Annotated in this window: 13 protein-coding genes; 2 read left to right on the forward strand and 11 right to left on the reverse strand. The window is 60.2% G+C overall.

All coding sequences use genetic code 11. The features are described 5' to 3' along the window. On the forward strand, nucleotides 1-583 hold a 583-nt coding region (locus tag WDZ78_RS00005), incomplete at its 5' end, for an ABC transporter ATP-binding protein (protein ID WP_425671966.1). Nucleotides 584-593: 10 nt separating this feature from the next. Here the strand turns inward: WDZ78_RS00005 and WDZ78_RS00010 are convergent. The 10 genes from WDZ78_RS00010 to aztA form a co-directional block, all read right to left on the reverse strand. Next, the gene (locus WDZ78_RS00010; RefSeq protein WP_025595914.1) at nucleotides 594-1670 is read right to left on the reverse strand and encodes an ABC transporter ATP-binding protein; all 1077 of its coding nucleotides are present in this window, start codon (nucleotides 1668-1670) and stop codon (nucleotides 594-596) included. Between the two features lie 4 nt (nucleotides 1671-1674). Continuing rightward, the gene (locus WDZ78_RS00015; protein WP_003499970.1) at nucleotides 1675-2505 is read right to left on the reverse strand and encodes a carbohydrate ABC transporter permease; all 831 of its coding nucleotides are present in this window, start codon (nucleotides 2503-2505) and stop codon (nucleotides 1675-1677) included. Between the two features lie 3 nt (nucleotides 2506-2508). Continuing rightward, entirely contained in the window at nucleotides 2509-3453 is a 945-nt protein-coding gene (locus WDZ78_RS00020) for a carbohydrate ABC transporter permease (protein ID WP_425671967.1), read from the reverse strand. A gap of 150 nt (nucleotides 3454-3603) precedes the next feature. Continuing rightward, a complete protein-coding gene (locus WDZ78_RS00025) occupies nucleotides 3604-4863 on the reverse strand; it encodes an ABC transporter substrate-binding protein (protein WP_425671968.1) in 1260 nt (419 codons plus the stop codon). A gap of 38 nt (nucleotides 4864-4901) precedes the next feature. Beyond that, nucleotides 4902-6074 carry a PLP-dependent transferase gene (locus tag WDZ78_RS00030; protein ID WP_425671969.1) on the reverse strand — a complete coding sequence of 391 codons (1173 nt, stop codon included), beginning with the start codon at nucleotides 6072-6074 and terminating at the stop codon, nucleotides 4902-4904. Then, a complete protein-coding gene (locus tag WDZ78_RS00035; protein ID WP_425672381.1) occupies nucleotides 6071-6763 on the reverse strand; it encodes a FadR/GntR family transcriptional regulator in 693 nt (230 codons plus the stop codon). Before WDZ78_RS00035 ends, WDZ78_RS00030 begins: the two co-directional genes overlap by 4 nt. A 308-nt stretch (nucleotides 6764-7071) precedes the next feature. Continuing rightward, nucleotides 7072-7545 (reverse strand): ribonuclease H family protein, encoded by a 474-nt coding sequence (locus tag WDZ78_RS00040; RefSeq protein ID WP_425671970.1) that lies wholly within the window; start codon nucleotides 7543-7545, stop codon nucleotides 7072-7074. 125 nt (nucleotides 7546-7670) lie between these two features. Then, the gene (aztC, locus tag WDZ78_RS00045; RefSeq protein ID WP_425671971.1) at nucleotides 7671-8696 is read right to left on the reverse strand and encodes a zinc ABC transporter substrate-binding protein AztC; all 1026 of its coding nucleotides are present in this window, start codon (nucleotides 8694-8696) and stop codon (nucleotides 7671-7673) included. 28 nt (nucleotides 8697-8724) lie between these two features. Beyond that, nucleotides 8725-9591, reverse strand: coding sequence for a zinc ABC transporter permease AztB (aztB, locus tag WDZ78_RS00050; protein ID WP_026363934.1), 867 nt, complete (start codon nucleotides 9589-9591; stop codon nucleotides 8725-8727). Next, nucleotides 9584-10411: a zinc ABC transporter ATP-binding protein AztA gene (gene aztA, locus WDZ78_RS00055; protein ID WP_425671972.1), complete on the reverse strand. Its 828-nt coding sequence runs from the start codon at nucleotides 10409-10411 to the stop codon at nucleotides 9584-9586. The genes aztB and aztA overlap by 8 nt, the downstream gene beginning before the upstream one ends. A gap of 298 nt (nucleotides 10412-10709) precedes the next feature. On the opposite strand from aztA, the gene zigA reads away from it, so the two are divergent. Beyond that, nucleotides 10710-11915: a zinc metallochaperone GTPase ZigA gene (gene zigA / locus WDZ78_RS00060; RefSeq protein WP_425671973.1), complete on the forward strand. Its 1206-nt coding sequence runs from the start codon at nucleotides 10710-10712 to the stop codon at nucleotides 11913-11915. A 192-nt stretch (nucleotides 11916-12107) separates the two neighbouring features. Here zigA and WDZ78_RS00065 read toward each other — a convergent pair whose 3' ends face one another. Further along, complete coding sequence (locus WDZ78_RS00065; RefSeq protein ID WP_020011746.1) at nucleotides 12108-12545, reverse strand: YqaA family protein; 438 nt, start codon at nucleotides 12543-12545, stop codon at nucleotides 12108-12110. Nucleotides 12546-12608: the final 63 nt, after the last annotated feature.

Below are 12608 nucleotides of genomic sequence, written 5' to 3' on the forward strand. Positions count from 1 at the left end.
CCAGCGCGTGGCCATCGGCCGCGCCATCGTGCGCGAACCGAAAGCCTTTCTGTTCGACGAACCGCTTTCCAACCTCGATGCGGCGCTGCGCGGCACCATGCGGCTGGAAATCTCCGAGCTACACAATACACTGAAGACAACGATGATCTACGTTACCCACGATCAGGTGGAGGCGATGACCATGGCCGACAAGATCGTTGTCCTCAACCGCGGCAATATCGAGCAGGTCGGCTCACCAATGGAGCTTTACCGCTCGCCCGCCAACCTCTTCGTCGCCGGCTTCATCGGCTCGCCGCGCATGAACCTGGTGACCGGCGATTACGCCCGCCAGAAGGGCGCCGCAACCGCCGGCGTGCGGCCCGAGCATCTGGTGCTGTCGAAAGAAACCGGGCTGTGGCAGGGCAAGGTCACGGTTGCCGAACATCTCGGCTCCGACACTTTCCTGCATCTCGACGTCCCCGGCATCGGCCCCATCACCGCCAGAACCGACGGTGAATTCGAATGCAAACACGGCGATACCGTCTTCATCACACCAGATGATGCCAAAATCCACAGGTTCGATGACAAGGGCATCGCGATATGACGCCTTAAGTTCAGGCCTCGTCGATCCTGACACCGTTTCGGTCAAAAACATGAAGCCGTTCCTGCGGGAAACCGACCCGCATGGACTTGCCCGGCTGCAACAGCGCCCGATCAGACGAAAACAGCTTGAAGGGCAATCCATGCACGGTCAGGTGCAGGATGATGCCGAGACCCGTCGGCTCGACGAGATCGACGGTCGCCTCGACAGCACCATCCGCAGGCGAGACGGTGACATGTTCCGGCCGGATACCGAGTGTGACCGGCTCACCATCGGCAAGCTTCACGTCGCGGCCGAGTTCGAGGCGTGTGCCATCGCCGAGCACGACGAAACTACCGCCATTCTCCCGTCCGAGCCGTCCTTCCAGAAAATTCATGCCCGGCGAACCGATAAAACCAGCGACGAACAGATTGGCTGGGCGATCGTAGAGATCGAGCGGTGCGCCGATCTGCTGCACATGGCCGGCATTCATCGCGACGATACGGGATGCAAGCGTCATCGCCTCGATCTGGTCATGGGTGACATAAACCGAGGTAGCGCCGAGATCAGCATGCATGCGCTTGATTTCGGCCCGCATCTGCTCGCGAAGCCGTGCATCGAGGTTGGAGAGTGGCTCATCGAACAGAAATGCCTTAGGCTGGCGCACGATGGCCCGGCCCATGGCGACGCGTTGGCGCTGGCCGCCGGAAAGCGCCTTCGGACGGCGCGCCAGATAGGGATCGAGACCGAGTTTCGCCGAAGCACCGGCCACGGCCGCCGCGATTGTCTCCTTGGTGCTGCGGCGCAGGCGCAGGCTGTAGCTCATGTTGTCGGCGACGCTCATATGCGGATAAAGCGCATAGGACTGGAACACCATGGCGATATCCCGGTCCTTCGGCTTGCGGTCGTTGACGCGCTCACCGTCGATGGTCAATTCGCCTGCTGAAATCTCCTCCAGACCGGCAATCATTCGCAGCAGTGTCGATTTTCCGCAGCCGGATGGGCCGACGAGGACGATGAATTCGCCGTCCTCGATCTTCAGATCGACCCCGTGCAGGACCGCAAGGTCGCCATAGGTCTTGCCGACATTCTTCAGCTCGATGGAAGCCATGGGATTATCCTTTCACCGCGCCGGCCGTCAGGCCCTGCACGAGATAACGTTGAATGAGCAGGAAGAAGAGGCAGGCCGGAATGAGCGCCAGAACGCCCGCGGCCATCATCTGCCCGAAATCGACGGAAAATTTGGAAACGAAGGTCAGAAGCCCGACCGGGAAGGTGGCGCTCTGATTGCCGGAAATCAGCATCAGCGCAAACAGAAGCTCGCTCCACGCGGCGGTGAAGACGAATCCCAGAGTGGCGGCAATACCCGGCAGCGTCAGCGGCAGGATGATCTGGCGGAAGGCCGTAAACCGGCTCGCCCCGTCGATCATCGCTGCCTCTTCCAGATCCTTCGGAATGCCGTCGAAGAAGGACTGCATGAGGAAGGTGGCGAAGGGTACGTTAAACGCCGTGTAGACGATAACGAGGCCGGTGAGACTGTTGGTGAGGCCGAGCGGCGACAGCATCTTGAAGATCGGCGCGACCAGCATGACCAGCGGAAACATCTGGGTAATCAGCATCAGCGCCACGATCCAGTATTTGCCCTTGAAGCGGAAGCGCGACAGCGCATAACCTGATAGTGACGAGAGTACCGTCACGGCAAGCGCCGTTGAGCCCGCGACGATGACACTGTTCTTAAAAAACGTCGGGAAAGCGCTGTTTTCTATGACGAAACGATAGTGATCCCATGTCGCGCGCGAGGGCCACATCCGCACACCTTCGCTGTAAAGCAGGTCATTCGGCGTGACGGAGACCTTGAGCAGCCAGAACAGCGGAAAAAGCGCAAAGGCGATATAGGCGAGGATCGCGAGGCGATGGGCAAGGGTGAGGAATATCCTTGATGTCATCGGTCAGTCCTTCTCGATAAGGCGTTGGCGCAACAGCACGATCAGCATGGAATAGGCCAGAAGCAGCACCAGAAGCACCAGCGCGATGGCCGAGGCATAACCGAAATCGAGACGTCGGAAGGCCTGCGTGAAGATGTAGCTGGCGACGATCTGCGTGCGGTCCGCCGGTCCGCCATTGGTCATGACGATGATGAGATCGGCGAAATTGGCGATCCAGACGGTGCGGAGCAGAATGGTGATGGCGATGGTGGGCGCGAGAAACGGCAACGTGATGGAGGTGAAGCGTTGCAGCGGGTTTGCCCCGTCAATTTCCGCCGCCTCGTAAAGATCGCGCGGGATCGCCTGCAATGCGGCAAGCAGGGTGATGGCGAAGAAGGGAATGCCCCACCAGACATTGGCTATGATCGGCCCCCACATGGCGAGACGCGGATCGGCGAGAATATTGTTGGGCGCGGATAAAAGCCCGAGCGAGACCATCCAGTGCGGCAGCGGCCCGATGACCGGGTTGAACAGCCATGCCCAGTTGAGGCCGGCAAGGAAGGTCGGCACGGCCCATGGCAGGAATACCAGCGCCTGCGCCAGCCCCCTGCCCGCAAAGGGCTTGTCCAGCAGCAGCGCCAGAATGAGGCCGAAGAAGAATTGCAGGAACACGGAAGCGCCCGTCCACCACAGCGTGTTCTTCAGCGCCCGGTAAAAGGCCGCATCCTGCGACAGCGCCTCCAGATGTTTCAGGCCAACGAAACCGCCGGAAAACGGATTGAGCAGCTGCACATCACGAAAGGCATAGGAAAGGCCAAGCACCAGCGGCACGAGCATGACGGCGACGATGAGCACCAGCACGGGCGCGCTGTAGAGCCAGGGTTCGGCCCAATCGGCAAACCTTCGCATTGCTGGTTTGCCAGCCGGTTTGCGCGCGGCCACCGGCCCGGCGCCATGGGCATAGGACATTGTATCGCTCCCTGATCGGACGACGGAACGGACGGGTTTTCCAGCCTCTCGGCTCACCGATCCGAAAAATTGCAGGAAAAGGCCTGTCGCAGCGAAGGCCGGCAAGACCCGCCGCACGGGCATTGTCGCCCGCGCGGCCGGTCCGTGTCGTTACTTCGAGGCCAGGAACTTCTGCTGCGCCTTGGTCATGTAATCAGCCCATTGCTTGGCGAGGTCTTCAGGCGTGATATCGCCGAGAAGCGCCTCCTGCGATGTCTTGATCACAAGCGAATCCTTGAAGAAGGCGAATTCCTCAAGATAGGTCGGCATCGTCGTCGGCACGGCGTTCTTGTCGGCAAGTTCGTCGAACCAGCCCTTGAACTGCTCGCTGGCATAGAAGGGGTCCTTCTCCGCCGACTTGTGCACCGGCAGCGCCCCCGTCTTCTTGTTCCACTCGATATTGCCTTCCGGCCCTTCCAGCGTCTCGACCAGCTTCCACGAGAGGTCCTTGTTGGCGGATGCCGACATGATCGACCAGCCGGCAAAACCGATGGTCGGGAAGGTCTTGCCGTCAGGTCCCTTCGGCATGGTCATGACGCCGAAATCTTCCGGCTTCATGCGCTGGGCGATGGCGATCAGTGCGTCCGGATCCTGATCGAGGAAGGCGCAGGTGCCGGAATAAAAGCCAGCGACAATCTCGTTGAAGCCCCAGTTGACGCTGTCCTTCGGCGCCAGCCCGTTCTTGTAGAGATCGATCACATAGGTCAGGCCCTTCACCCAGCCGGGGCTGTCGAAAGTGGATGTGCCGTCCTTGGTGAAAAACTCGTTCGAGCCCGCCATGGATGCACCGAACATGACCCAGCCGTTAAGGCCACCCGGTCCGCCGCGAAGGCAATAGCCGTATTTGCCGGGAAGCGCCCCGACCTTCTTGGAGGCATCGGCGAATTCGTCGAGCGTCTTCGGCGGCTCCTTCACGCCGGCCTGTTCCAGCAGTTTCTTGTTGTAGAACATGGCCCTGAGGTAGAAACCATAGGGCAGCATATAGGCCGTTTCCTTCACGTCGCGGCCGAGTTCCAGCGTGCGCTCGCTGAGGCCCGCTGTATGCTCCCACTTGGCGAGATAGGGCTCGAGGCTTTCGAGCATGCCGTTATTGGCGTAGAGCGAAAGCCAGGTGTCGGGCATTTCCATCACGTCGGGAATATCGCCGGCCGACACCATGGTGGCGAATTTCTGGAAGGCTTCGCTCCACGGCAGGGAGATGATTTCCACCTTGGTGCCGGGATTGGCCGCTTCGAATTTCGAAACGATGCCCTTTAGCGTTTCCGTCCGTTCGGGACTTGTAATGACTTCGACCAGTTTCAAGGTTGTGTCCGCCAGCGCCGTTCCGGTCATCAGGGCGGTGAAGATTGCTGCTGTTACCAGTTTTTTCATGTCGTTCTCCCCTTTTTTGTCGTCAGGTTTAAAACGCGTCAGGCGGCGGAGGCCGCCTTGATCGCGGGTTCGAGATCGTTCCAGAGCGCTTCGGTGCCCTCCAGTCCGATATGCAGGCGCACCGAACGCGCGCTGATGCCGAAGGTGTGGGCGGAGTTCGGCTGCGCCTTCTGTTCGAGCACCACTTCGCCGGGGACGATCAGGCTTTCATGCCCGCCCCAGGAAACACCCAGTTTGAAAAGCTTGAGGCGATCGGCGAAAGCGCGCACATCCACCCCTTCCTTGAAAATGAATGAAAACAGGCCCGACGTGCCGTTAAGGCCGGGCGGCAAATGGTTCGTCAGCCCCGGATGGCAGACCTTCTCCACCACATCGAGCGCATGAAGACGGGTTGCGATATCAAGCGCCGAGGCCTGATGGGCCTTCATGCGCAACGGCAGGGTGCGCAAGCCCCGAATGAGCAGCCAGGCATCGAAAGGCGACATCTTGCCACCGAGATAGGGATAGGTTTCCGCCCGGATGCGGTCGATCATCGCCTTGGAACCGGCAACCACGCCGGAGACCACATCGCTGTGGCCGCCGAGATATTTCGATGCCGAATGCACCACGAGGTCGACGCCAAGCGAGATCGGCTGCTGGAAGACCGGGCTTGCCCAGGAATTGTCGATGACGGTGACCGCGCCATGGCGCTTGCCAATCGCGGCGAGCGCGCCGACATCATGGGCCTCCATCACCCAGCTTGTCGGGCTTTCCATGTAGAAAAGCTTCGCGCCCGGCATCGCCTTTTCAACCGCCGCCTCGTCGCGGCCGTCTACGTAAACAACTTCGATATTCATGCGCTGCATGAAGGTGCCGAACAGGCGAAACGCATCGGGATAGACATGGCGCACCGCGACGATACGGTCGCCCGGCGAAACGAAGGAGAGAACGGTGGAGGAAATAGCCGACATGCCGCTTGCAAAACCGAGCGCATCTTCCGCACCTTCCAGCTTTGCCAGCATCTCCTCGAACAGGCGCACGGTCGGGTTCAGCCCGCGCGTATAGACCGGCCGCACCTTTTCGCCGCGATAGGTGGAGACCATTTCATCGTAGCTGGAAAAGGTAAAAAGCGAGGTCTGCACCAGCGGCGGGACCACGGCTTCGAAAGCGTGGATCTCGTCATGCGCTACAATCAGGGAGGCGGGATCGAAGAGATCGTTGCCTTGGTTCATTTCGACATGTCCTTGATATCCTCCTCGACCACGGCGAGGATTTTCAGTGTTTCTTCACGGGCGGTCTCGGCATCGCCGGCGGCGATGGCGTTGAACAGCGTGCGGTGAAAGGGAAAGGAGCGGCTTGCAAAGTCCGGCCGGTCGAAAGGCTTCAGCCAGAAACGTTCGAAACCTTCGCGCATCTGCTCCAGAAGCTGCTTGAAAAGCGTGTTGTGGGTGGCATCGTAGATCGAAAGATGGAAGGCAAGGTCGGCCTTGCCGGAGGTTCCCTCGGCCAGATGCACGCGCTCCATTTCGTCGAGCCGCGCTTCCATCGTGGCGATATCCTCAGCAGTCCGGCGGCGCGCGGCGGCCATGGAGGCCTCCACCTCGATGCCACGCCGCACTTCCAGCGTCATCAGCAGCGCATCACGCAGGCTTTCGGCATCGATCGAGATCGGCATATGCACGGTGGCAGCGGAAATCGGCTTTAAGAGATAATTGCCGCTGCCTTTGCGGCTGTCGATGACGCCGAGCGCCTGAAATTTGCGGATGACTTCGCGGATCGTGGAACGGCCAACACCGAGCGCCACCATCAGCTCCCGCTCGGCCGGCAGCCGGTCTCCAGCCTTCAGCCCCGCTCTCTCGACATAATCGGAAAGTGCAGCCTCAACCTGGCGCACGCGGTCGCTGGGTGGAATAGGCTGCATCAATTCGCGGCCGGATCTGTCCAAGACGTTCCCTTTAAATTGGTCTGACATCTTACCATTTCAAACGGTAAATCGATTGTCAACCGGTAAGGACGGATGCCGGTTGCGCCACTCCTCCGCGACGTCCTGTTGCGCCGCCGAAATGGCAGCGGAATACCTGAAACGATTCAGGTGGCCTTGCGTGATTGCGTGGTTGGGCGTGCGGTAAAAAGTGCCGACGCAGCAGCTCGATAAGGAAAAGGTCGAGACGCGGGATGACTGAAGTGAAGAGATTAAGCCGCCGAATCGCGGCGACTGACGGCTGTCGGCTAGGTCACCGTCGCGCGGGCCACTCCACGCGCCAAAGCATCGGCATGCTCGTTGCCGACAGTGCCGGAATGCCCTTTGCACCATTGCACGACCACATGGGGGTGCTGCTCCAGCAGCCTGTCGAGCTGCTGCCAGATTTCCCTGTCGGGAATCGGCCTTCGGCGAGTGTGCTGGTTAGGCGTGATCCGCTTCCAGCCGTTGTTGCGCCAGATCGCCCTATATCGGCGGCAGCCTTCGATGACATGAACGGCATCCGTCCAGAGCGTGACAGCCCGCGTTGGCGCCTCGACAGCGATCCAGGATAGTGCATTGAGGACGGCGAGGACCTCGAACGTATTGTTCGATGTGCCGACAGTCCTGCCTGAAGCGGAATGGACTTGGTGGCCCGCGTCATGAACCAAGAACGCCCATCCTCCGGATCTGGAGGCATCGTCGAAGGAGCCGTCGGTGAAGATGTGAAGCGCATCGGACATGAGGAGGCTTTTTAGCACCAATATGGAAATCGTTAAAGGAAGAGTTCCAAGGCCATTGCATAAACACAAAAGCAGAGAGGGCGGCACAAGCCACCCTCCCCGAACTCACAGCGATATGGTCGAACTTACTGGCCGAGCACGGCCGCCGTGATCGTCTCGATATTGTGGTTGATCATGTCGATATAGGTCGCAGCCGGGCCATCGGCGGTCGAAAGCGCGTCGGAATAGAGCGTGCCGCCAACTTTCAGACCCGTTTCGCTGGCGATCTGGTCGATCAGCCGCTTGTCGGTGATGTTTTCGACAAAGATTGCCGAAGCCTTGTCGTGCTTCACCTGATCCACCAGCTTCGCGACATCGGCGGCCGAGGCTTCGGACTCCGTCGATACGCCCTCGGGCGCGAGGAAATTCAGGCCATAGGCATGCTCGAAATAACCGAAGGCGTCATGCGAGGTGATGATGACGCGCTTTTCCGGCGGGATGGCGGCGATCTCGGTCTTCACCTTCTCGTTCAGAGCGGCAAGCTTGGCGATATAGGCATCCGAATTGGCTGTGTAAGTGGCGCAACCGGCCTTGTCGACCTCGCAAAATGCGCCGGCAATGTTCTTCACGTAGATTTCGGCATTCTTGATCGACTGCCAGGCATGGGGGTCGAACTCGCCGTGATGGTGATGCCCCTCATGGCCGTGATCGTGATCATGGGCCTCCGTCGTCTCGTGCTTGTGGCCGGCTTCTTCTGCCTTGTGGTCGTGACCTTCCTCTTCCTCGGCTTCCGGATGCGCATGGCCTGCCGGTTCTTCGGAAAGCTTGAGCGGTTCCACGCCCTTCGTCAGCTCCACCACCGGCGCCTTTGTGCCGCTTGTGTCGATCAGACGCTTCAGGAAGCCTTCAAATTCCAGGCCATTGACCAGCACCACATCCGCCTTGCTGACGGCGACGGCATCGGCCGGGCGTGGTTCATAGACATGGGCGTCGCCATCCGGCCCGACTAGTGTGGTGATCTCGACGCGGTCGCCGCCAACATTTTTGGCGAAATCGGCGATGATCGAGAAGCTCGCCACGACCTTGAGTTCGGCGGCGGACGCCTGCGCCACCAGAACCGGGGAGAGGGAAAGAAGGCTGACGCCGGTGGCTAGACGGAGGGTTTTGAACATGAAGATTCTCCTTTTTCGAACGCTGTTTTCAGGCCGTTCTGTGACGGCCGGAACCGAGAAGATCGCTGAGCACGCCACGCGTGCCGACGAGGATGGAGAGCGCATAGATGACGCCCGCAGAAAGGATGATCGCCGGGCCTGAAGGCAGCGACGCGTGATAGGACAAGAGCAGGCCCGCAAAGCAGGAGATCATGCCGATGCCGATGGAAATGAAGCACATGGGTGCGACGCGGTTGGACCAGAAGCGGCTGGCGGCGGCGGGCAACATCATGAGGCCGACCGACAGCAGCGTTCCCAGCGCCTGGAAGCCGCCAACAAGATTGAGCACGACAATGGCGAGGAAGAGGAAATGCACCGGGCTGCCCCAGTTACTGACCGAGCGCAGGAACAGGGGATCAAGGCATTCCGCCAGCAGCGCCCGCCAGAAGGTGATCATCACCAGAAGCGTCACGATGCAGATGCCGCCGATCAGGCCGAGCGCCTCGTTGTTCAGCGCGAGCACCGTACCGAACAGCACATGCATGAGATCCACGCTCGAACCGCGCCACGAGACAAGCAGCACGCCGAGCGCCAGTGAAATGAGATAAAAGGCGGCAAGCGACGCGTCTTCCTTCTGGATGGTGAAGCGTGACACAGCGCCTGCACCCAGCGCGACCAGAAGGCCGACGGCCAGCCCGCCAATGGTCATCGGCAGGATTTCCAGTCCGTAAAACAGAAACCCGACAGCCGCCCCCGGCAGGATGGCGTGAGACATGGCGTCACCCGTCAGGCTCATGCGGCGCAGCATGAGAAACACCCCGACCGGACCGCAGCTGACGGCAAGGATCAAGGCGCCGGCAAGCGCGCGCTGCATGAAGACATACTGGACGAAGGGTTGGATGAAGATATCAGCCATGGGCATTCGAATTCGCGTGTGAGTGGGAATGGGAATGAGCGGATGCCATCTGCGGACTTGCCGCGACTATTTGGCCGGAAGGGTCGTCGGCTGGCTCACACCAGGGTGCATTTTCCTCCCATGCCTCATGGAAATGCCGCGCCTGCCGGATGTTCTCCGCCTTGAGGACATCGGCAGTCGTGCCCAGACCAACAAGCTTGCGGGCAAGGAACAGGGTTTGGGGAAAGTGCTGCCGCACCAATTGATGGTCATGAAGGACGGCAAGGACCGTGCGCCCTTCCGCCACCCATGATTTGATCAGCACCATAAGGTCGGCAACGGTACGCTCGTCGACGGCGTTGAAGGGTTCGTCCAGCAGGATCAACTGCGCATCCTGCAACATGGCGCGGGCAAACAGAGCCCGCTGCATCTGGCCGCCTGAGAGGGAGTCGATATTGCGCCTCTCAAAACCAGAAAGCCCGACGGCCTCCATCACGCGGCCCATCGCCGCCCGGTCCGCCGGACGGTGGCGGCCCAGCAGGCCGCGTTTCGGCCAGAGGCCAAGCGCCACCAGATCCCGCACCTGCGCGGGAAATGAGCGGTCGAGTTCCGATTGCTGCGGCAGATAGGCGATGGCAATACCTGAACTCACCCGGCATTCGCCGCCAAGCGGCTTCAGAATGCCGGCAATGCCTTTCATCAGCGTCGATTTTCCAGAGCCATTGGCGCCGACCACCGCAGTGAGCGAGCCTTTGGCAATATCGCCGTTCAGGTGATGCACCGCCGCGCGGCCGGCATATCCAAGTGTCAGGTTTTTGAAGGCAAGGCACGGATCGTTCATCGATCCCTCCGGGGCAGGATGTCATTCGATGACCCGTAATATGTAATGTTATTACATTCGTCAAACGAATATGTAATGAAATAACATTAACCATTGGAAAGATGGCGTTGCGCGCTCCCCAAGCCGCAGACCACTCCGTTGCGGGACGTTTTTTGCCATAGCAGGTTGACATACAACTAGAATGTAATGTTATTACGTTACATTCATGGAAGCGAGAAATCCCGAACCCCTCGTTTCCAGATCTTCTGACGTGGCCAATATGAGGTCCACGCGACCGTTGCTAGAGAACGAGGTCCGCATGTCAAAAAAACTTCCCGTCACCGTGCTTTCCGGCTTTCTGGGCGCCGGCAAGACGACGCTTCTCAATCATATTCTCGCCAATCGCGAAGGTCTGCGCGTGGCGTTGATCGTCAATGACATGAGTGAGATCAATATCGACGCCGCGCTGGTGCGCGATGGCGGCGCCAATCTCTCCCGCACGGAGGAGCAATTGGTGGAAATGACCAATGGCTGCATCTGTTGCACGCTGCGCGACGACCTGCTGACCGAGGTGCGGGCGCTGGCCGAACAGGGCCGTTTCGATTACCTGCTGATTGAATCCACCGGCATCGCCGAACCGCTGCCGGTCGCAGCAACTTTCGATTTTCGCGATGAAAACGGCCGCAGCCTTTCCGATGTCGCGCGTCTGGACACCATGGTGACGGTGGTGGATGCCGCCAATCTTCTCAAGGATTACGGTTCGTCTGATTTTCTGGCCGACCGGGGCGAAACGGCGGGCGAAGGTGACAACCGAACCATCGTCGACCTTCTGGTCGAGCAGATCGAATTTGCCGATGTCGTCGTCCTCAACAAGATCGGCACCGCCACACCGGATGAGCGGGACGCCGCACGCAAGATCATCGTCGGGCTGAACCCGGATGCGAAACTCATCGAGGCCGATTTCGGCAAGGTGGCGCTGAAGGAGGTTCTGGGCACCGGCCGTTTCGATTTCGCCAGGGCTGAAGAACACCCTCTATGGTTCAAGGAATTGCACGGCTTCAAGGATCACATTCCCGAAACCGAGGAATATGGCATCCGCTCCTTCGTCTATCGCGCTCAAAAGCCGTTTGACCCAGTGCTGTTCCAGCGCTTCATCGACCGCGCCTGGCCCGGCGTGGTGCGCGCCAAGGGCTTCTTCTGGCTGGCAACGCGACCGCGTTATGTCGGGGAGATCAGCCAGGCCGGCGCGCTGGTTCGCACCGGCAGGATGGGCCTGTGGTGGTCCGCCGTGCCCAAAGAGCAATGGCCGCGCGAAAAGCAGTTCCTGGATATGATGAAGCCCTATCTCGATCCGGTCTTCGGCGACCGGCGGCAGGAAATCGTCTTCATCGGCTCCGACCCGATGAACGAGGCGCGCATCCGCGCGCAGCTCGATGCCTGCCTGATCGATACCGAGGCATTCACACCGGATGCATGGCGGCACCTGCCGGATCCTTTCGCAAGCTGGGACCGGCAGGCGGCTTGATTGTCTCCACCGCCCGCATTTCAGCCGAGCGGTTGCGTCTTTCGCCTTCTCCCCGCCGGGGAGAAGGTCGCGGCAGCGGGATAAGGGGGCGAGGGTAGCGATATGCGGTAAGCTTGCCCCCTCATCTGACCCTTCGGGCCATCTTCTCCCCGGCGAGGAGAAGAAACAGGCCGCAGCGTTTCTTGCGAAACACTACAGAAAATTCAGCGTCACAAGCGCCAGCACAAGATAACGCCCGACCTTGGCGATGGTGACCAGCAGCAGGAAGACCGGCAGCGGCTCCTTCATGATGCCGGCGGCAACCGTCAGCGGATCGCCGATCAGCGGCGCCCAGCTGATGAGCAGGGACCATTTGCCATAACGGCGATACCAGTTCTGCGCGCGCTCCAGCGCCGCCTCCCCGACCGGAAACCAGCGTTCATGCCGAAAGCGCTCAATGCCGCGGCCAAGCAGCCAGTTGGCAAAGGAGCCTGCAACATTGCCGGCGCTGGCCACGGCGACCAGTAGCCAGACAGGCTGGGACTTAAGAAGGATGAGGCCCGCCAGCGCCGCCTCCGACTGCATGGGCAGAATGGTCGCCGCGATAAACGCCGTCAGAAACAAACCCGCATATACTGCCAGATCGGCCATTACCCGTCCTTCATCATCCGCGAATCTCACGGTCTTTGCCGAAGTGCCGGATGACGCTCCCGC

Source organism: Agrobacterium sp. M50-1, assembly GCF_049843495.1.
Classification (GTDB): domain Bacteria; phylum Pseudomonadota; class Alphaproteobacteria; order Rhizobiales; family Rhizobiaceae; genus Agrobacterium; species Agrobacterium radiobacter.